The following is a 19091-nucleotide window of genomic DNA, read 5'->3' on the forward strand; positions in this document are numbered from 1 at the left end:
TTCCGCGTGGACCGGGACGACGAGCGGGTGCTGCCCGCGCTCGACGCGCTGCGCGCCGCCGACGCGTGGGGCCGCATCGAGCGCGCCCTGCACGAGGGCCTTGCCCGCCAGCTCGAGGCCACCCCCGGCATCGCCACGCCCGATGAGCTGCGGGTGCTGCTCGTGCTCGGCGACCCGGGCGACGACCACTTCACCGACGTCTCGCTCGGGGTGAGCGGCAACGGCAGCGTCCCCGGCTACCTGTGGATCTGCGTGTGGCCGAGCGAGGAGAACCTCGCCCGCCTCGAGGCCGTCGCCGTGCACGAGCTGAACCACAACCTGCGCTACTGCACCGTCGTGTGGGATCCGGCCACGGTCACGGTCGGGGAGCACATCGTGAGCGAGGGCCTGGCCGATGCGTTCGCCCGGCAGCTCTACGGCGACCTCGGCTACACCCGCATCGGGCTGGCGGCGCTGCACGACGACGCGGTGTTCGCCGAGGTCGTCGCGAACCTGGGCGTCACCGGGATGCAGAACTTCACCGCCTGGGTGCACGGCGACGCGATCGCGGCGCGCTACGGCGCCACCCCCGTCGGCGTGCCGACGGGCGCCGGCTACGCCGCGGGCAACCGGCTCGTCGACGCCTACCTCGCGGCCACGGGCAAGACCGCGGCCGAGGCGCTGCTCGCCGACCGCGACGAGATCATCCGCGCTGCCCTCGGCTGAGCCGCCGGTCAGCCCAGCGGCGGGATGTTGTGGTTGCGGTGGAACAGGTTGGTCGGGTCGTAGGCCGTCTTGATCTCCCGCAACCTGCGGTGGTTCGCCGGCGTGAACGCGGTGTGGGTGCGCGCGGTGTCGTGCAGGAAGTTGAGGAACGACCCGCCGGTCGCGGTCGCTGTGATCGCGTCGGCCGCCGGTGCGGCGATCTTCATGACGAACCGGGCGTCGCGGTGGCTCACCGGGCCGGGGTCGTCGTGTTCGGGCCGCGCGATCGCCCCGCCCCAGTGCTTGACCTCGACCGTCAGGCCGCTGTCGACGACCGCCCGGATCGTGTCCTCGGACAGCTCGTCGTACATCGCGAACGTGATCGGCGGCGTGCCGCCGATCGTGGGCACCTCCGAGTAGCGCATCTCGCGGAACCGGTCCACGAGCGGCGTGCCCGCGGCGTCCAGCAGCGGCTGCAGCGCGGCCCGGCCGTCCGGGCCGGCGTGCACGGCGCGGACCACGAGGGAGTCGCCGCCCACCACGATCGAGACCGACAGCTCGTCGGGCAGCTCGTCGCCGTGCTCGGCGAGGAACCGCAGGGCGCGCTCGGCCCCGTCGACCGGGAACTCGGCCGACCCGCCGTAGACGCCCGGCACCGGGTGCAGCCGCAGCTCCATCGCTGTGATGACCCCGAAGTTGCCGCTCCCGCCGCGGAGCGCCCAGAACAGGTCGGTGTGGTGGCGCCGGTCGGCGACGACGACGCGCCCGTCCGCCGTGGCGAGCTCGGCGCGCAGCAGGCTGTCGGCGGCGAAGCCGTGCTTGCGCGACAGCCAGGACAGCCCGCCGCCGAGCGTGTAGCCGACGACGCCGACCGACGGGGTGTCCCCGGAGGGCGGCGCGAGCCCGAACGCTCGGCCGCCGTGACGACCTCGCCCCACCGCGCCCCCGGCCCGACGCGGGCGATGCGGCGGTCCGGGTCGACCAGCACCTGGGCCATCCGCGAGGTCCGCAGCAGGATCCCGCCCTCGGGCGCGGCGACGGTGCCGTGGCCGGTCGCGAGCACGGTGAGCGGGAGGCCGCTCTCGCGGGCGGCGCGGACGGTCGCCCGGACGTCCGCCGCCGTCGCGGCGTCGACCACGACGTCCGGTGTTCCGTGGCCGCCGGGGTCGTACCCGGCGTCGCCGGGCAGGTGCAGCCGCCCGTGCAGCCGGCTGTCCAACAGGTGCGCGACCCGGCGGGGGTTCGTCGCCGGCGCCGTCCGGTGCGCCGGGATGCTCATCGCCGTCTCCTCTGGCCGTCTCCTCCGGTGGTGACCGGGGCCGGCCGGGGAACTGATCGGCCGACTGCGGATGAGACTGCTCGGAGCGAGCGTCGCGGGCGTCCCTCCGCCGTCGGCTCTTCGGCTGCGTCGGTGCGCCCACGTCCCGGCGGGTGCGTACGCCGCCGGGGGTAGCGGCGGGTCAGCCCGGGGAGATCACGCCGTTGCGCAGGAGCACCGACACCGCGTGAACGGTCTGGTAGCCACGCCACTCCAGCTCGGCGGCGGGGGAGTAGCTGGCGAAGTCGACGCTCCAGCCGCCGTCGTCGTGCTGGGCGTCGGCCAGCCGGTTCAGCTCGGCGGCGATCAGCTCGTCGCGGTAGAGCCGCCGGGCCGGCCCGGGGACCGGGGCGAAGTCCAGCGGGCGCAGCACCTCGCCCTCCGAGCCGCCCGCGACCGGGACGAGGCCGTCGTCCGGGATGAACGCGCCGAGCCGCTCCAACAGGGCGGGGGCCTCCGGGTGGCGGTCGTGCGCCGCGTCGAGGAACCGCACGGCGAAGCACAGCTCGATGGCGTGCACCGAGCCGTCGAGGCGGCGGACGGCCTCGATGCCGTACCCGATCGCCCGGTCCAGCCACGGGTGCGCGGCCACGGCCGGGTCGTACTCGGCGACCCGCAGCGCGGCGGCGAGCGCGAACGCGGTGCTCTGCAGGGCCGACACCGTCGGGTCGGCCTGCGCCCAGAACGGCGCGCACCCGGCGGGGTCGGCGACGGGGAGGGCGAACGGCAGCCCGCCGTCGGGGAGCGTGATCGAGTCCAGCCAGTCGCACACCTGCGCGGCGTGCGGCGTCGTGGCCGGGGCGACGTCGGCGAACGCCTCCAGCGCGTGCAGCGCCCCGGCCGGCTGGCTCTCGGGCGCGCGCAGGTCCGGCTCGATCCCCCAGCCGTACCCGCCGTCGGGGTTGCGGTAGGCGTCGACGGCCGCGAACACGGCGTCGGCGCTCGTCGCGCCGAGGAGGAACTCGAAGCGCCTGCGGTCCAGCACGCGGGCGTGCCGGGCCATGAAGGCGGCCGCGGCGGCCAGGTCGACACCCATGGGGTGAGCCTGGCACGGGCGGGTCGCCGGTTCGACCGGGTTCGGTCAGCGCTCGCTCGTCCAGGCGAGCGCGATGTTCATCTCGGTGAACCGCCAGCCGGCCGGGGTGCGCACGGCGGTGGTGGTGGTCCGCAGGCCGCTCGTGCGGTGCGGCGGCTCGCCGTCGCGGTGGAAGAAGACGAGCTGGTTCGCCGTCGCCTCGGCGCGGTCGCCGTCGACGCGCACCAGCACGTCGCCGTGCACGTGCTGGGTGTGCTCCCCGTCGACGTGGGACCGGCGCAGGAACGCGGTGACCTCGTCGAGGCCGCGCAGCTCACCGCCGCGGGGCGAGCGCACCACGACGTCGGGGTGGTAGACGTCGGCCGCGTCGTCGTGGCGGCCGTCGTCCAGCAGGCCGGCCAGGCGGGCGAACAGGTCGGTGACCTCCAGGCGGTCGGCGATCGGGTTGGTGGACACGGTCCTCCTTTGTTGGTCACTCCAATATTGGCGCCACCAACACTAGCCGTAAGTGTTGGTCTTGCCAACACAAATAGGGTGATCCGCGTGGACCCGATCCCCGAGCGCCTCGCGGTCAAGCCGAGCTGGCTGATCACGCAGCTGGCCATGCACGCCCGCAGGCTGGTGTTCGACGGATTCGCCGCCACGGGGGCGCGTGGCTACCACTACCGCATCCTCGCCGCGCTGCACGAGTTCGGTCCGGCGAGCCAGGCCCAGCTCGGGCGCTGGTGCCGCATCGACCGCAGCGACGTCGTCGCGGCCGTCAACGAGCTGGTCGAGCTGGGCCACGTCGACCGGACGCCGGACCCCGACCACGGCCGGCGCAACCGGGTGAGCCTCACCGACGCCGGCCGGGAGCAGCTCGCGCGGATGGACGTGGTGCTCGACCGGGTGCAGGCCGAGCTGCTCGAACCGCTGTCGGTGCAGGAGCGCAAGACCCTGACCGACCTGCTCTCGCGGCTCGTCGCCCACCACGACCCGACGTGAGCCGCGGCCGGGTCAGCCGCGGCGGTTGCGGCGCGCGATCTCCGCGGTGAGCGCGGTGGCGAACGTCGTCCACGCGGCGTAGGGCAGCAGCGCGATGCCCGCCTTGCGGTCGAGCCGCCACGTGCGGCGGGTGAGGTCGAGGGTCGAGGCCTCCAGCGCGAGGACCTCGGCGAGCGCGAGCCGCGGGTTCTGCGCGGTGAAGAAGCTCCACGTCCAGCCGGCGTTGAGCGCGAGGTTCGTCCCGTAGGCGGCGAGGTACGGCGCCGACCGGCCCTCGCGGCCGGCCCGGTCCAACGCCCGCGCGCCGGCCCCGGTGAGCAGGGCGTACAGCGCGCTCCAGACGACGGGGAACGCGGCGCCGGGCGGCTGCCAGCTCGGCTTGTCCAGCTCGCGGTACCAGCGCGAGGACACGTCCGTGCCGATCCTGCCCGCCGCCGCCGTGGCCGCGACCGCGGCGGTGGTGACGAGCAGGGGGCGGACCTTCCTGAGAGCCTTCATGGGCAGCGAGTACCCGTCCGACCACCGCCTACGGCGTGCGCGGGGGTGATCCGCGTCGCCACGGGCGGCCGGTCATGACGATCGTGCATCGATGCCCCCAACCACCTGGCCCGCCGGCGGGTCGGATCAGTAGAAGCACGGATGTTCACCCGGCCGTGCGGCACGATGATCGTCGCGCGAGCCGGGTCCGTGTCCCGCGCCCTGAAGTGGGCGCCGGCTCGAGGAGGGGGAAGCTGCAGCATGTCCGGGTTCCTGGCCGCCACCGTGTCCTTCCCGGCGGTGCTGCTCAGCTTCCTGCTGGTCGTCGTCGTCCTGTACTGGCTGCTGGTGCTGGTCGGGGCCGACTTCGACCTCTTCGACGGCGACGCGGGTGCCGACGGTGCCGACGGAGCCGACGGCAACGGCGGCGTGATGGACACGCTCGGCCTCGGCGGGGTGCCGCTCATGGTCGCGCTGTCGCTGTGGATCACGCTGTCCTGGCTGCTGGCCATGATCGGCACGATCGTGCTGGGCGCGTTGGCGCTCGCCCCCGCCGTGGACGTGCTCGTCGGCAGCGGCGTGCTCCTCGTCGCCCTGCTCGGCGGCCTCCTCGTCACCAGGTTCATCGTGGTCCCGATCCGCAGGGCGCTGCCCAGCGCCGACGAGCCGACGCGCAGCGACTTCGTCGGCCGCATCTGCGTGATCAGGACCGGTCACGTGAGCGACACGTTCGGCCAGGCGGAGATCACCGCCGAGGACGGCTCCTCGGCGATCGTCCAGGTACGCCGCCCCGTCGAGCTGGACGGGCCACCGCTGCGTGCCGGGTCGGAGGCGTTGATCATCGACTACGACGCCGACCGGGAGATCTTCTGGGTGGACGCCGCTCCCTCCACCCGTTCCACCGACAACTCCACCAAGGAAGCGTGATGTCCTCCATCGCCCTGTCCACCGGGATCGCCCTCGGTGTCGTCCTGCTGATCGCGATCGTGATGCTCATCGCGATCAGCAGGCTGTTCAAGAAGGTCCCCCAGGGCCGCGCGCTGATCGTGTCGAAGATGCGCAAGGTCGACGTCACGTTCACCGGCGCGATCGTGCTGCCGGTCGTGCACAAGGCCGAGTTCATGGACATCTCGGTCAAGACGATCGAGATCGAGCGCATCGGCCACGACGGGTTGATCTGCCGCGACAACATCCGCGCCGACATCCGGATCACGTTCTTCGTGCGGGTGAACAAGACCGTCGAGGACGTCATCAAGGTGGCGCAGGCGATCGGCACCGAGCGCGCGAGCGACCAGGCGACGCTGCAGACGCTGTTCGCGGCGAAGTTCTCCGAGGCGCTGAAGACCGTCGGCAAGCACCTCGACTTCGTCGACCTCTACACCAAGCGCGACGAGTTCCGGGACCGGATCATCCAGGTCATCGGCACCGACCTGAACGGCTACAGCCTCGAGGACGCCGCGATCGACTACCTCGAGCAGACGCCGGTCGAGTCGCTGGACTCGAACAACATCCTCGACGCGCAGGGCATCCGCAAGATCACCGAGCTGACGGCGCTCGAGCACATCCGGACCAACGAGTACCGGCGCAACGAGGAGAAGGAGATCACGCGCCAGAACGTCGAGGCGCGCGAGGCGATCCTCGAGCTGGAGCGCCAGCAGGCCGACGCGGAGTCGAAGCAGAAGCGCGAGATCGAGACCATGCGCGCCCGCGAGGAGGCCGAGACCCGGCGGGTGCAGGCCGAGGAGCGGCTCAAGGCGGAGGCGGCGCGGCTGCGCACGGACGAGGCGCTCGGCGTGCAGGCCCAGAACCAGGAGCGGGAGATCGCGGTCGCGGCCAAGAACCGCGAGCGCGTCATCGCGATCGAGACCGAGCGGATCGAGAAGGACCGCCTGCTCGAGGTGGTCGGCCGCGAGCGCGAGGTGGAGCTGGCGCAGATCGCCAAGCTCAAGGAGGTCGAGGTCGAGCGCCGCGCGGTCGCCGACGTCGTGCGCGAGCGGGTGGCGGTCGACAAGACCGTCGCCGAGCAGGAGGAGAGCATCAACCGGCTCCGCGTCGTCGAGGAGGCCGAGCGCGAGCGCCAGGCCACGGTGATCCGCGCCGAGGCGGAGGCGCAGGAGAAGCTGGTCAAGGACATCAAGGCGGCCGAGGCCGCCGAGGCGGCGGCGAAGCACCTGGCCAAGGAGAAGCTCACGCTGGCCGAGGCCGAGCAGGAGGCCGCCGACCTGCAGGCCCGGGCAAAGATCCGGCTCGCCGAGGGCGTGCAGGCCGAGGCCGCCGCGGAAGGGCTCGCCGAGGTGCAGGTCCGCGAGCGCAGCGCGGAGGCCGTCGAGAAGGTCGGGCGCGCCGAGGCCCTGGTCGAGCGCGAGAAGGCCGTTGTGGCGGCCGAGGCGTTGCGGCTCAAGCTGCAGGGCGAGGCCGAGGGCCTGCGCGACAAGGCCGCGGCGATGGCCGAGCTGGACGCCGCGACCCGCGAGCACGAGGAGTTCCGGCTGCGGCTGGAGACCGACAAGGAGATCGCGCTGGCGAAGGTCGACGTGCACCGCCAGATCGCCGAGGCGCAGGCCGCGGTCCTGTCGAAGGGCCTGGAGAGCGCCGACATCGACATCGTCGGCGGCGACACCGTCTTCTTCGACAAGCTGATGAACTCCGTCGCCCTCGGCAAGGGCATCGACGCGGTCGTCGACAACTCCGAGGTCACGCGCGCCATCGCCGGACGCTGGATGAACGGCGAAGGCGACTTCGTGCAGGACGTCGCCGCCCTGCTGCGCGGCGTCGGCAGCGACGAGGTGCGCAACCTGACGCTGTCGGCGTTCCTGCTCAAGCTGATCAAGCAGGGCGGGCCGAACGCGGCGAAGGCGAAGCAGCTGCACACCCTCGCCGAGCAGCTCGGCCTGGCTGAGGCGCCCGTCGCGAGCCTGACGCCGTCGGCGCCGTGACGACCGGGGTCACCGAGCGCGGTGCCGCCGCGACCGGGGAACCCACCCGGCTCGACGGCGGCACCTACGAGCTGCTGCGCGCCCGGCTCGCCGAGCACGCCGCGGAGCTGGCCCGGCGGGCCGGGGTGCTCAACGAACGGCGCGCCGAGGTGTTCGGCTCCGCGGCGCTGGAGCTGCTCGGCACCGAGCGGATCCGCACCGAGAACAACTGCGTGCCGCGCGACATCGTGTCCGTCGGCGGGCTGATGCTCTTCGGCTACAACGTCTACATCGGGCTCAAGCCGGAGACGTCGGTCGAGGACGTGTTCTCGATGCGCACGTTCACCCGCGACGGGTCGGCGTTCCGGTTCGACGACGCCGCGGACGCGTGCCCGCAGCTGCTGCGCGACCCGCAGTTCGAGCGCGACTTCACCGAGCTGTACCGCTACTACAAGGACACCCGCCTGCTGCAGCTGCGCCGCGTCGAGGGCAAGCTGCTCGCGGTCTTCCAGACCGGGCGGCGCACCGACGACATCAAGGTGCTGCGCTGGAGCGTCGCACCCGACGGCGCGGTGTCCTACCTCGACAACCGCGGGGAGCGCGACCACGTCTTCCCGCCCCAGCACGACTTCACCTGGATCGAGACCACCCGCGAGGACCAGGTCCTCGGCCGGCACCCGCACCTGTCGATCCTGGGGAAGGTGTTCGTCGAGACGGTCGGCGGCACGCTGACGATCAAGGTCGAGAACAACACCGACACCGGGGAGGGGATCTACTCCGAGCCGGTCGACGACCCGCTGCAGAGCCTCGCCGACGCCGACGTCTCCTACGCCGAGGTCGGGCCGATGATCCTGCTGCGGATCCGGCCGTACAACGAGGAGCGCTACCGGTACCTGGTGTTCAACACGCGCACGAAGGAAGTCGTGCGCGCCGACGCCATCGGGCAGGCCTGCCAGCGCCTGCCGGAGGACCAGGGGCTGATCTTCCCGGGCGGCTACTACCTCGCCACCGGCGTCAGCAAGGTGTTCGACACCGCCGTCGACGACCTCGAGTTCGAGCGGGTGATCCGCTCGCCCAACGGCGAGGACGTGCTCTACGTCTTCCACGCCCGCGACGAGGGCATCTACCTGCTGCTGCCGTACAACGTGATCCGCAAGGAGGTCGCCACCCCGCTCCCGTGCCACGGCTACTCGCTGTTCGACGACGGGACGATGGTGATGTTCCGGGCCACGTCGGACGAGCCGACGCGGGTCCACACGATGCAGGTGTGGCAGACGCCGTACCAGTCCGACGTGTACGCGGCCGCGCAGCCGGCCGGGTCGGGCCCGTTGGAGCGGGTCGGCAACGCCGACCTCGTCCGCGGCATCTCCGACTGCCTGTCGGTGGCGCGGATGGTCGAGGAGATGGCCCCCGCGACCGCCGTCTTCGAGGCGCTGATCGCCGCGTGCCGGCGGGCGTTCGACGCCTACCACTGGCTCGGCGACCCGGAGCTGGGCGACCTGCGCTCGCCGCTCGCGGACCTGCAGGCCACCGCCGAGCAGGTGCTCGACGAGTTCGAAAAGGTCAGCGAGCTCACCGCGCAGGCCACCGCGGCCGTCGACGCCGCGGCCGAGCAGATCTCCTCCCTGGTCCGCACCAGCCGGGCCGCGGCGCCGCGCACGGCGGACGGCTGGGTGACGCTGCTGGCCGACCTGCGCAAGGCGCAGGGCCACCTGGTCACGGTCCGGGAGATGCGCTACGTCGACCACGGGCGGATCGACGCGCTCGACGCCCAGCTCGGCGAGGCGACCGCCGACACCGGCGCGCGGGCCGTCGAGTTCCTCTCCCGGGAGGACGCGTTCGACACCTACCACGCCGACATCGAGGAGCTGGTCGGCGCGGCGGGGCGGATCGCGACCGTCGCCGAGGCCGAACCGATCCGCGAGCAGCTGGCCGCGCACACCGAGGGGCTGCAGGTCGTCACGGAGGTCGTCGGGTCGCTCGGCATCGCCGACGCCACCGTCCGCACCGCGATCCTGGAGCGGATCGGCGAGGTGCTCGCCGGCGTCAACCGGGCGCGCGCCACCGTCGACGGCCGGCGCTCGGAGCTCGCGGCGCGCGAGGGACGCGCCGAGTTCGCGGCCGAGTTCGCGCTGCTCGGGCAGGCGATCACCGGGGCGCTCGCCGCCGCGGACACCCCCGACGCCTGCGACGAGCAGCTGGGCAGGCTGATGCTGCAGGTCGAGGGCCTGGAGTCGCGGTTCGGCGAGTTCGACGACTTCCTCGCCGAGCTCGCCGCCAAGCGGGAGGACGTCTACGAGGCGTTCTCGGCGCGCAAGCAGGCGCTGCTCGACGAGCGGGCCCGCCGCGCCGACCGCCTGGTCGCCTCGGCCGACCGGATCCTGTCCAGCGTGCGCCGCCGGGTGGCGAGCCTCGGCTCGATCGACGAGGTCAACACCTACTTCGCCTCCGACCCGATGATCGCCAAGCTGCGCGGCGTCGCCGAGGAGCTGCGCGAGCTCGGCGACCAGGTGCGGGCCGAGGAGCTCGACGGGCGGATCGCCGCGGCCCGCCAGGAGGCCGGGCGCGCCCTGCGCGACCGGCTGGACCTCTACGGCGGCGACGGCGAGACGATCCGCCTCGGGCGGCACACCTTCGCGGTGAACACCCAGGCCATCGACCTCACCCTCGTGCCGCACGAGGGCGGCATGGCGTTCGCCATCACCGGCACCGACTACCGCTCCCCCGTCGGGGACCCCGAGTTCGAGAAGACCCGCCCGTACTGGGACCAGCTGCTGGTCAGCGAGACGGCCGAGGTCTACCGCGCCGAGCACCTGGCGACGTCGATCCTCGCCGCGGCCGAGGAGGCGGGCCTGCTGGACGCGCTGCACGACGCGGCCGTCACCGAGGGCGGGCTGATCGGCCTCGTGCGGGCCGAGGCGGCCAACCGCTACGACGAGGGCTACGAGCGCGGCGTCCACGACCACGACGCCGCCGCGATCCTCGACGCCGTCCTGCGGCTGCACGCCGGGGCCGGCCTGCTGCGCTACCCGCCCACCGAGCGGGCCGCCGCGGCGCTGTTCTGGACGTTCGGCGCCGACGACGTCGCGAAGCAGCGCTGGACGGTCCGGGCGGCGTCGCTGGCGCGGGCGAGGGCCGCGTTCGGCCGGACCCCCGCGATCGACGCGATGCGCTGCGAGCTCGCCGCGGCCATGGCGGAGTTCGTGGTTCCGTTCGGCGAGGTGGACCTCGCGCTCGCGGGCGAGTACCTGTTCGAGGAGCTGGCGACGGGCAGCCCCGAGTTCGTCACGGCCGCGGGCGCCCGCGCGCTGCTCGAGCGGTTCCACCGCGCGCTCGGCGGCGTCGACGCCGAGTCCCGGCGCCGGTTCGAACAGGACGTGCGGGCCCTCGACGGGGACCTCCCCGCGCAGCACCAACTCGTGCACGCCTGGCTGTCGGCGTTCGTCGGCACCGACGGCGAGCCGTCCGCCGACCTCCCCGAGGCCGTGGCGCTCGAGCTGTGCGGCGGCCGCCTCGCCCGTCAGGACTCGTCGGCGTCGCTGACCACCACGGTCGAGGGCCTGCTCGGCACCCACCCGCGCGTCCGCGACCGGAAGCTCGAGATCCGGCTCGACGAGCTGCTGACCCGGTGCCGTCGGTTCCGCGAGGAGCGGGTGCCCGGGTTCCGCGAGTACCAGCGGCGGCGCACGGCGCTCGTCGAGGCCGAGCGGGCGCGGCTTCGCCTGTCGGAGTACCAGCCGAAGGTGATGAGCGGGTTCGTCCGCAACCACCTGCTCGACGAGGTCTACCTGCCGCTGATCGGCGCCAACCTGGCCCGCCAGCTCGGGGCGACCGGCGATGCCAAGCGCACCGACCAGTCCGGCCTGCTGCTGCTCATCTCGCCGCCGGGCTACGGCAAGACCACCCTCATGGAGTACGTGGCGAGCCGGCTCGGGCTGGTGTTCGTCAAGGTCAACGGCCCCGCGCTGGGGCACGCGGTCACGTCCGTGGACCCGGCGGAGGCGCCCAACGCCACGGCCCGCCAGGAGGTCGAGAAGATCAACTTCGCGCTCGAGGTGGGCAACAACGTGCTGCTCTACCTCGACGACATCCAGCACACCTCACCGGAGCTGCTGCAGAAGTTCATCTCGCTCTGCGACGGCCAGCGCCGGATGGAGGGCGTGTGGGAGGGCCGCACCCGCACCTACGACCTGCGGGGCAAGCGGTTCGCGGTGTGCATGGCCGGCAACCCGTACACCGAGGAGGGCAAGCGGTTCCGCGTGCCGGACATGCTCGCCAACCGCGCCGAAGTGTGGAACCTCGGCGACGTGCTGTCGGGCAAGGACGAGCTGTTCGCGCTGAGCTACATCGAGAACGCGCTCACGTCCAACCCGGTGCTCGCGCCGCTGTCGACGCGGGACCGGTCCGACATCCGGCTGCTGGTCCGGCTCGCCCGCGGCGACGAGGGCGTCCGCCCCGACCAGCTGAGCCACCCCTACTCGGCGGCCGAGCTGGACGAGGTGCTGTCGGTGCTGCGCAAGATGCTGCGCGTGCAGCAGGTGGTGCTCACCAACAACAAGGCCTACATCGCCTCGGCCGCCACCGACGACGCGAGCCGCACCGAACCGCCGTTCCTGCTGCAGGGCTCGTACCGCAACATGAACAAGCTGACCGAGCGGATCGTCCCGGTCATGAACGACGAGGAACTCGAGGCGCTGATCGACGACCACTACGTCGGCGAGGCCCAGACGCTCACCTCCGGCGCCGAGGCCAACCTGCTCAAGCTCGCCGAGCTGCGCGGGCGCCTCACGCCCGAGCAGGCGAAGCGGTGGGCCGAGATCAAGCAGGCCTTCCTGCGGGAGAAGGCGCTCGGCGGGGCTGACGACGACCCGATGTCCCGGGCCGTCGGCGCGGTCGGGTTGCTCGCCGACCGGGTGGGGGAGATCCGGGAGGCTATCGAAGGGCGGTGACGGTCGCCGGAACACAACGCAACGCCCGTCGGAGCACCGACGGGCGTTGCGTTATCGGACCGCTGATCCGGTCAGCGGAGGCCGAGCTTCTTGGAGCAGGCGGGCCACGCGTTCCAGCCCTGCTTCGCGAGAACGCGCTCGGCGACGGCGATCTGCTCCGCGCGGCTGGCCTGGTGCGCCTGACCCTTGCCGCCGTAGGCCTTCCAGGTCTGCGGCGTGAACTGCAGGCCGCCGGAGAAGCCGTTACCGGAGTTGATCGACCAGTTACCGGTGCTCTCGCACATGGCGAGCTTGTCCCAGGTGCCGGCGGGAACGGCGTTGGCGGTGCCGGCCATCGCGAGCGGCGCGCTGACGGCAATGGCACCGGCGATGGCGAGACGGGCGAGATTCTTGGTTACAGACATGCGGATTCGCAGATTCTCCATCAATGCGGGGGACGGGAGGGGGGCTTCCCGGATGTCGCACTCGTCGGACGACGGCAACGACCGTACGTGCCGGTCCGCGGCGTGACTCAAACGCGATGCGGGGTGAGCAGTGTCACGAAATAGGTGGTGCGAATCAGCACTTGTGCATTTGTGCAGCGCACGGACTGAATCGATCAGGTAGAAGTGTAAAAAGATCTTGAGAGATCTTCCCGTGATCAGAGGTCTTGCTCACTGTGAATCAGTGAGCGCGGCCACGCTGCGCGGCCGGGGCGTCAACGGCGAGCGGCAGGATCCGGTCCCGGTGGTGGGCCGGCTCGTGCGGGCAGACCCAGTACGCGTCGCCGTCGAGCACCCGGGCGGTCAGCGGGTGCCCATGGCCGGGGCAGGCCGGCAGCGGTGTGCCGCCAGTGGCCTCGATGGCGTGGTCCTGCAGCTGGGAAGCGGTGGCGACGACGGCATCGGCCCCCGGGACGCCCGTCGTGAAGTAGACGGCCACGACGTCCGGTGAGCTCGGCGCGCTCCCGGCGGTGATGCGCACGTGGACGACCCCGGACGGGGCGGTGGGCGGCGTGCTCGAGCCCTCGCTCGGGGAGGCGTCGAGGACCGTCCACCGCGGGCCACCGTCCGCGGCCATCCGGGCCAGCACCGCGCCGGCGACCGCGCGTGCGAACTCGCAGGCCTCGGCCATGGCTCCTTGATACAGAACGCGGGGATGGCGTTCCCGCCCGGGCTGGGCTGTGGTGCGATCGCGGCCGTGTCCCTCGCCACCTACCTCGCGGGCCTCGACCCCGTCCAGCTGACCCGCCTGGTCGAGCAACGACCCGACGTCCTGCTCGAGCCCGCTCCGCGCACGGTCGAGGAGCTGGCCGGGCGGCTCAACGGCGTCGACTCCCTCGCGCGCGCCCTGCAGCGCACGAACCGCGACGAGCTCCTCGTCGCTCAAGTCATGGCGGTCTTGGGGGCGGCGGGGCCGGCCGCGCTCGCGGAACGGCTGCACGCGCCGGAGGCGGACGTGCGGCAGGTCGTCGACGGGATGTGCGCGCGGGGCATCGCCTGGCACGTCGACGGGCGGGTCGGGCTGCCACCGCGCCTCGCCGAGCACCTCGGTGCCGAGTTCGGTCCGTTCCGGCCGGTCGCGGAGATCGCCGGCCACTTCACGGTCCGTCACCTGCGGACCGTGGTCGCCGAGCTCGGGGCCGAGCCAGGGGAACTGCGCAAACCCGAGCTGATCGCGCGGCTCGAGACGCTGTTGACCGACCCCGAGACGGTCGAGCGGGCCGTCGCCTCCCTCACGCCCGCGACGCGACGGCACCTCACGCGTCTCGCGAGCGGCGAGGTCTCCCTCCACTGGTTCGCCCATGACGACGGCGCCGAGGTGGAGCTCGTACGCGCGGGGCTGATCCTCGACGGACCGTCGCGCCGCCGGGAGCTCCCGCGCGAGGTGGCCTTCCTGGTCTTGCTGGGTGAGTCGCCCGGCCTGACCGGTCGTCCGGAGCTCGCGCCGGCGCGGGCGGACCCCGATGACGGTCGGGCCGGCGCCGAGGGTGCTCTCCGCGCGCTGACCACGTTGCTGGACGAGGCCCGCCGTCGAGCCCTTCCCCGGATGAAGAAGGGCGGCGTCGGGGCGCGGGAGCGGACCCGGCTGTCCAGGCAGCTCGGACTCGTCGAACCCGCCCTGTGGATCGACGTCGCTGCGGCCACCGGCCTGCTCGCGCCGGCCCGGAACGGTTACGTCCCCACCGACGTCTACGACGGCTGGCGCGACGCCGACGCCGCCGTGCGCTGGGCGCAGGTCGCCCTCGCCTGGTTCGACCTCGATCTGGCGCCCACCGCCCGCGAGACCACCGGTGGCGAGGTGGCTCCACCCGAGCCCATGGACACCGATGCGGGCGTGCTGCGCCGGGCGCTGTTGCGGGCGGCCGCCGGCGGGCGGTCCCTGGACGCGGCGGCCGCCCACATCGAGTGGTTCTGCCCGCTGCACGGCTATGACGAAGCCGGCCGCTCCGCGGCGGTCGCTGCGGCGCGGAGCGAGGCCGCCCTGCTCGGGGTCGCCTCGGCGGACCGGTTGACCGCGCTGGGCGAGCACCTCGTCGCCGTCGACGGCCGCCCGGACGCCGCGGACGAGCTGGCCCGCCGGGCCGTCGACCTGCTGCCGGCCACCCGCGGGCTGCTGGTCGTCCAGTCCGACCTCACAGCGGTCGTCTCGGGACAACCGAGCGCCTCCGCCGCGCGCGTGCTCGGCGCTGCCGCCATCGCGGAGACGCACGGCGCCGCGACCACGTGGCGGTTCACCCGGGAGAGCGTGCGCGCCGCGTTCGATGCGGGCTGGAGCGCCGACGAGCTGCGTGCCGAGCTCACAGCCGCCTCCGGCCGCCCGCTGCCGCAGCCTCTCGACCACCTGATCGGCGACGTCGCCCGTCGGCACGGCAATGTGCGCGTGCGCGAGGTACGCACGTGCGTCACCGGCGGCGAGGCGGAGATCAGCGAGATCGTCGCCACCCGCTCGCTGCGGGCGCTCCAGCTGCGCCGGCTCGCGCCGACGGTGCTGACCTCCGTGGCCGGCGTCGACGAGGTGCTCTCCGCGCTGCGCGCGGCGGGGTTCGCCCCGATGCCCGAGGACGCCGACGGCGTCGTGATCGTGCCCGAGCGCAGCCCCGACCCGGCACCCCGGGGACCCCGACGCCGCGCCCGGGCCCGGGTGGCCGCAGCAGAGCTCGCCACCCGGCTGCTCGCCGGCGACCCCGCGGGCCCGCCAGCCGACCCGGTGGAGGACGAGCTCGCGGGTTTCGCCACCGATCTCGACGGGGCGGAGGTTGCACTCCTCGCCGACGCGCTCCAGCACGAGCGCGACGTCCAGATCATCTACCGCAACCAGGCCGGCAACCGCACCGTTCGCGACATCCGACCGCTGCAGCTCTACGGGGCGTGGTTGCACGCGTGGTGCCACCTGCGCGGCGCCGAACGCGAGTTCACCGTGTCGCGGATCGAAGCGGTCAGCCCCGTCGGCTGATCGCGGACGGGCCCGCGTTGCGCGCTGACGCGATCCCTGAACCGTCCCGCTCACCGGGCCGGGGGAGCCGGTGAGCGGCCGGCTGGCAGCATCCGCTAACACCCGGCTGTGGCCGCGCGATGGTTCTCGCGCGTGATCGAGCGAGGGCGGATGGACGTATGGCGAAGTTGAGCATGATCCTTGACCAGATCGACGCAGGATCGATGCTTCTGCCGGAGTTCCAGCGGGGGTACGTCTGGAACCGCGATCAGGTGCGAGGGCTGATGCGCTCGCTGTACAAGGGCTACCCCGTCGGGGCGCTCCTGGTGTGGGAGACCGAGAACGGCGCGCAGGCCGTGCGCGGCGGTACCGCCGTGACCCCGGGCGCCAAGTCGCTGCTCCTCGACGGCCAGCAGCGGGTCACCACGCTCTACGGCATCATCCGCGGCCGTCCGCCCGCCTTCTTCGAGGGCGACCCCGACATGTTCCGCGGGCTGCGCTTCAACGTCGAGACCGAGGCGTTCGAGTTCTACGGCCCGATCAAGATGAAGGACGATCCGCGTTGGATCGACGTGACGGCCCTGTTCGTCGACGGCCCGACCGACGCGTACGGCGTGCTGCACGCGCATCCGGAGACGCGCGACCGGTTCACCGAGTACGTCGACCGCATCCAGCGGCTGCGCAACATCCTCGAGCGGGACTTCTACATCGACGGGATCACCGGCCCAGACAAGACGGTCGACGTCGTCGTCGACATCTTCAACCGGGTCAACTCGGGTGGCACCAAGCTGTCGAAGGGCGACCTCGCGCTCGCGCGCATCTGCTCGGAGTGGGGAGACGCCCGCCCGACCATGCGCCGCAACCTCGACCGCTGGCGCGACGCGGGATTCTCCTTCACCGCCGACTGGCTGCTGCGCAACGTCAACGCGGTGGCCACGGGTCGGGCGCCGTTCTCGGCGCTGGAGGACGTGTCCGCAGCGGAGTTCCGCGATGCGTTGAACGCGACCCTGCACAACATCGACCACTTCTTGCGCGAGCTCGCGGTCGGCCGGCTCGGGCTCGACCACGACCGCGTCTTGATGGGCAAGTACGCGATCCCGGTTCTCACCCGGCACCTGCACAACCGGGGCGGCCGGTTCCTCGACGGGGCCGAGGCCGACAAGGCTCTGTACTGGTACGTGCACGCCGCCCTTCGCGGTCGCTTCACCGGCCCGACGGAGACCCACCTGGCCAAGGACCTGGAGACCGTCGACAAGGCCGGCATCGACGGGCTCATCGCCGCGCTCGCCCGCACCCGCAAGGGCAACATGTCGATCGACGCGCAGGACTTCGAAGGCATCGGGCGCGGTTCGCGGTCCTACCCGCTGGTCTACCTGCTCGCCCGGGTCACCGGGGCGCGCGATCTCGTCACCGGACGGCCGCTGGGATCCGATGCCTCCGCCGTCCAGGTGCACGAGGTCTTCCCGAAACAGGCGTTGAACAGGGCCGGTTACAGCCGCGCCGAGGTCAACCAGATCGCCAACTTCACCTTCCTCACCCCGTCCTCGGCGATGCAGTTCGCGGGCCTCCCGCCCGAGGCGTACCTGGGGGCCCTCGACCCGGACGCGCGGCGGTCGCAGTTCATCCCGGACGACCCGGGGCTGTGGCGGATCGAGAACTACCGGGACTTCCTCGACGCGCGCCGGCAGCTCCTCGCCGCCGCGGCCAACGAGTTCCTCGACGACCTGCTCGCCGGGCGCCGGCCGTGGGCACAGCCCCTGGAAGCGATCGCCGTCTCGCCGGAGGTCGACGAGACGGACGCCCGCGCGATGCAGCTGCGGGCGGTGGTGGACGAGCTGGCCGGCATGGGCTACGCCAAGCCCGCATTGGACGTGGAGATCGCCGACCCGGAGACCGGGCGGGTGCTCGCGGTCGCCGAGGCGTTCTGGCCCGACGGCCTGCAACCCGGCCAGGGAGCGCCGGTGTTGCTGGAGCTCGATCCGCAGGAAGCGGACCTCGCTCGCCTCGCCGAGCTCCGGTTCGAGGTGTTCACCTCCGTCGATGCGCTGCGCGGTTATGCCCAGCGCCGGGGAGAGGTCGCCGCTGGTGACCGGGGGGACGAGGGCGGCTCTCCCGTGGCCGGAGAGCTGTTGGTCCCGCGCGAGGAGGTCGATCGGGAGACCGAGGTCGACAGCCCCATCGTCGAGGCCCCTGTCGCGGAGGTGTCCGCGGAGGGGGCGTTCGATCGTGCCGTACAGGGCGTGATCGAACGCTGCCGGGCGGAGCTGCGGTACAACCCGCGGTACTTCGTCTCCATGGTCGCCCAGTACGGGGCGCTCGGCGCGGTCCGCAAGCTGCTCGCGGCGCCGGCGGTGAGCGGCGGCTTCGTCTTCCTCTGGGAGCGCCAGCGCCTCGACCTCAGCGTCGAAGCGCTCGTCCTGGACGGCCGCTTCGCCCACCTGTTCAGCGCCGACGAGCAGAAGGTCGCACGCACCCGGCTCGACGACTTCGGCTACGACCCGCGAGCCGCGTGACTAACGACGGGCCGGTGGGTGCAGGTCGCGGAGATAGCCCCTGACCTTGCTCCGGGCCTTCGCCTCGATCTGGCGGATGCGCTCGCGCGTGACACCGAAGTCTCTGCCGATCTCGTCCAGCGTCGCGGGTGGTCCGTCGAAGCCGGCCCGTCGGCACATGATGGTGCGCTCGCGGCCGCTCAGCACGTCGAGCGCGCCGCGCACCTCGTCCGGCTCGTAGCCGAAGAGCGCCGGCTCGGCGTCGCCGAGGTAGCGGTCGACGGCGTCGTGCAGCCGCTCCTCGCCCAGCTCGGTGAGCGCGAGCTCGAGCGGAACCGTCGTCGGGAGGCCGGCCCGCCGCGGCGCCTCCGGGTCGGGGCCGAGCTTCTCCACCACGTGGGCCGGGTAGCGGATCGTGCGTGACTGGTCGGCGAGCGCGCGGGTGATCGCCTGTCGGATCCACCACGTGGCGTAGGTGGAGAACTTGTAGCCCTGCCGGAAGTCGAACTTCTGCACGGCGCGGATCAGCCCGAGGTTGCCTTCCTGGACGAGGTCGAGGTAGTCCAGACCGCGACCGCGGTAGCTCGCGGCCACGGTGGCGACGAGGCGGAGGTTGGCGACGAGGAACGCCTGGTATGCCCGCTCGCCCGCGCCGACGAGCTCGCGCAGGTCGCGTTGCCGAGCGGAGGGCCGGGATCGCTCCAGGGCCTCCTGCGCGAGCACACCCGCCTCGATCTGCCGCGCGAGCACGACCTCTTCCTCGGCGGTCAGCAGGGAGTGCCGGCCGATCTGGGCGCGGTAGAGGGCGACGAGGTCGAGGCC

Annotated in this window: 15 protein-coding genes; 7 read left to right on the plus strand and 8 right to left on the minus strand. The window is 72.7% G+C overall.

All coding sequences use genetic code 11. From position 1 onward, the window contains the following. Positions 1 to 705: DUF2268 domain-containing putative Zn-dependent protease (locus VKZ81_RS22365; protein ID WP_324243601.1), on the plus strand; the 705-nt coding region annotated here is incomplete at its 5' end. Between the two features lie 8 nt (positions 706 to 713). Here the strand turns inward: VKZ81_RS22365 and VKZ81_RS35200 are convergent. The 4 genes from VKZ81_RS35200 to VKZ81_RS22380 form a co-directional block, all read right to left on the minus strand. Next, on the minus strand, positions 714 to 1109 hold the full coding sequence (locus VKZ81_RS35200) for a BBE domain-containing protein (RefSeq protein WP_414709444.1): 396 nt from the start codon (positions 1107 to 1109) through the stop codon (positions 714 to 716). Continuing rightward, positions 1001 to 1963, minus strand: coding sequence for an FAD-binding protein (locus tag VKZ81_RS35205; protein ID WP_414709445.1), 963 nt, complete (start codon positions 1961 to 1963; stop codon positions 1001 to 1003). The genes VKZ81_RS35200 and VKZ81_RS35205 overlap by 109 nt, the downstream gene beginning before the upstream one ends. A gap of 181 nt (positions 1964 to 2144) precedes the next feature. After that, the gene (locus VKZ81_RS22375) at positions 2145 to 3038 is read right to left on the minus strand and encodes a prenyltransferase/squalene oxidase repeat-containing protein (RefSeq protein WP_324243603.1); all 894 of its coding nucleotides are present in this window, start codon (positions 3036 to 3038) and stop codon (positions 2145 to 2147) included. A gap of 45 nt (positions 3039 to 3083) precedes the next feature. Further along, positions 3084 to 3494, minus strand: a complete 411-nt coding sequence (locus tag VKZ81_RS22380; protein ID WP_324243604.1) for a nuclear transport factor 2 family protein — start codon at positions 3492 to 3494, stop codon at positions 3084 to 3086. An 87-nt stretch (positions 3495 to 3581) separates the two neighbouring features. On the opposite strand from VKZ81_RS22380, the gene VKZ81_RS22385 reads away from it, so the two are divergent. Next, positions 3582 to 4022, plus strand: coding sequence for a MarR family winged helix-turn-helix transcriptional regulator (locus VKZ81_RS22385; RefSeq protein WP_324243605.1), 441 nt, complete (start codon positions 3582 to 3584; stop codon positions 4020 to 4022). 12 nt (positions 4023 to 4034) lie between these two features. Here VKZ81_RS22385 and VKZ81_RS22390 read toward each other — a convergent pair whose 3' ends face one another. Further along, positions 4035 to 4520, minus strand: coding sequence for a TspO/MBR family protein (locus VKZ81_RS22390; RefSeq protein ID WP_324243606.1), 486 nt, complete (start codon positions 4518 to 4520; stop codon positions 4035 to 4037). Between the two features lie 240 nt (positions 4521 to 4760). Between VKZ81_RS22390 and VKZ81_RS22395 the strand changes: the two genes are divergently transcribed. From VKZ81_RS22395 to VKZ81_RS22405, 3 genes are read left to right on the plus strand one after another with little or no spacing between them, the layout of a single operon-like run. After that, positions 4761 to 5426: a hypothetical protein gene (locus VKZ81_RS22395; RefSeq protein WP_324243607.1), complete on the plus strand. Its 666-nt coding sequence runs from the start codon at positions 4761 to 4763 to the stop codon at positions 5424 to 5426. Further along, a complete protein-coding gene (locus VKZ81_RS22400) occupies positions 5426 to 7435 on the plus strand; it encodes a flotillin family protein (protein WP_324243608.1) in 2010 nt (669 codons plus the stop codon). The genes VKZ81_RS22395 and VKZ81_RS22400 overlap by 1 nt, the downstream gene beginning before the upstream one ends. Continuing rightward, on the plus strand, positions 7432 to 12363 hold the full coding sequence (locus VKZ81_RS22405) for a DNA repair ATPase (RefSeq protein WP_324243609.1): 4932 nt from the start codon (positions 7432 to 7434) through the stop codon (positions 12361 to 12363). The genes VKZ81_RS22400 and VKZ81_RS22405 overlap by 4 nt, the downstream gene beginning before the upstream one ends. A 71-nt stretch (positions 12364 to 12434) precedes the next feature. Here the strand turns inward: VKZ81_RS22405 and VKZ81_RS22410 are convergent, their stop codons facing one another. Together VKZ81_RS22410 and VKZ81_RS22415 are read right to left on the minus strand one after the other, a co-directional pair. Continuing rightward, complete coding sequence (locus VKZ81_RS22410; protein WP_324243610.1) at positions 12435 to 12788, minus strand: transglycosylase family protein; 354 nt, start codon at positions 12786 to 12788, stop codon at positions 12435 to 12437. A 238-nt stretch (positions 12789 to 13026) separates the two neighbouring features. Next, positions 13027 to 13476: a hypothetical protein gene (locus VKZ81_RS22415; RefSeq protein ID WP_324243611.1), complete on the minus strand. Its 450-nt coding sequence runs from the start codon at positions 13474 to 13476 to the stop codon at positions 13027 to 13029. Between the two features lie 24 nt (positions 13477 to 13500). On the opposite strand from VKZ81_RS22415, the gene VKZ81_RS22420 reads away from it, so the two are divergent. Together VKZ81_RS22420 and VKZ81_RS22425 are read left to right on the plus strand one after the other, a co-directional pair. Next, positions 13501 to 15798, plus strand: coding sequence for a helicase C-terminal domain-containing protein (locus tag VKZ81_RS22420; RefSeq protein ID WP_324243612.1), 2298 nt, complete (start codon positions 13501 to 13503; stop codon positions 15796 to 15798). Between the two features lie 173 nt (positions 15799 to 15971). Further along, positions 15972 to 18290: a GmrSD restriction endonuclease domain-containing protein gene (locus VKZ81_RS22425; protein WP_324243613.1), complete on the plus strand. Its 2319-nt coding sequence runs from the start codon at positions 15972 to 15974 to the stop codon at positions 18288 to 18290. On the opposite strand, the gene VKZ81_RS22430 is transcribed toward VKZ81_RS22425, so the two are convergent. Further along, positions 18291 to 19091 (minus strand): sigma-70 family RNA polymerase sigma factor (locus tag VKZ81_RS22430; RefSeq protein ID WP_324243614.1); only part of this gene is annotated, 801 nt, incomplete at its 5' end.

This window comes from Pseudonocardia sp., assembly GCF_035305885.1.
GTDB lineage: Bacteria > Actinomycetota > Actinomycetes > Mycobacteriales > Pseudonocardiaceae > Pseudonocardia.

Excerpts from the sequence above, each read along its gene's own strand:
- VKZ81_RS35205 (WP_414709445.1), bottom strand. The coding sequence starts at position 1,963 with ATGAGCATCCCGGCGCACCGGACGGCGCCGGCGACGAACCCCCGCCGG.
- VKZ81_RS35200 (WP_414709444.1), bottom strand. The coding sequence starts at position 1,109 with ATGCGCTACTCGGAGGTGCCCACGATCGGCGGCACGCCGCCGATCACG.
- VKZ81_RS22390 (WP_324243606.1), bottom strand. The coding sequence starts at position 4,520 with ATGAAGGCTCTCAGGAAGGTCCGCCCCCTGCTCGTCACCACCGCCGCG.
- VKZ81_RS22375 (WP_324243603.1), bottom strand. The coding sequence starts at position 3,038 with ATGGGTGTCGACCTGGCCGCCGCGGCCGCCTTCATGGCCCGGCACGCC.
- VKZ81_RS22395 (WP_324243607.1), top strand. The coding sequence starts at position 4,761 with ATGTCCGGGTTCCTGGCCGCCACCGTGTCCTTCCCGGCGGTGCTGCTC.
- VKZ81_RS22425 (WP_324243613.1), top strand. The coding sequence starts at position 15,972 with ATGATCCTTGACCAGATCGACGCAGGATCGATGCTTCTGCCGGAGTTC.
- VKZ81_RS22410 (WP_324243610.1), bottom strand. The coding sequence starts at position 12,788 with ATGGAGAATCTGCGAATCCGCATGTCTGTAACCAAGAATCTCGCCCGT.
- VKZ81_RS22400 (WP_324243608.1), top strand. The coding sequence starts at position 5,426 with ATGTCCTCCATCGCCCTGTCCACCGGGATCGCCCTCGGTGTCGTCCTG.
- VKZ81_RS22420 (WP_324243612.1), top strand. The coding sequence starts at position 13,501 with ATGGCGTTCCCGCCCGGGCTGGGCTGTGGTGCGATCGCGGCCGTGTCC.
- VKZ81_RS22415 (WP_324243611.1), bottom strand. The coding sequence starts at position 13,476 with ATGGCCGAGGCCTGCGAGTTCGCACGCGCGGTCGCCGGCGCGGTGCTG.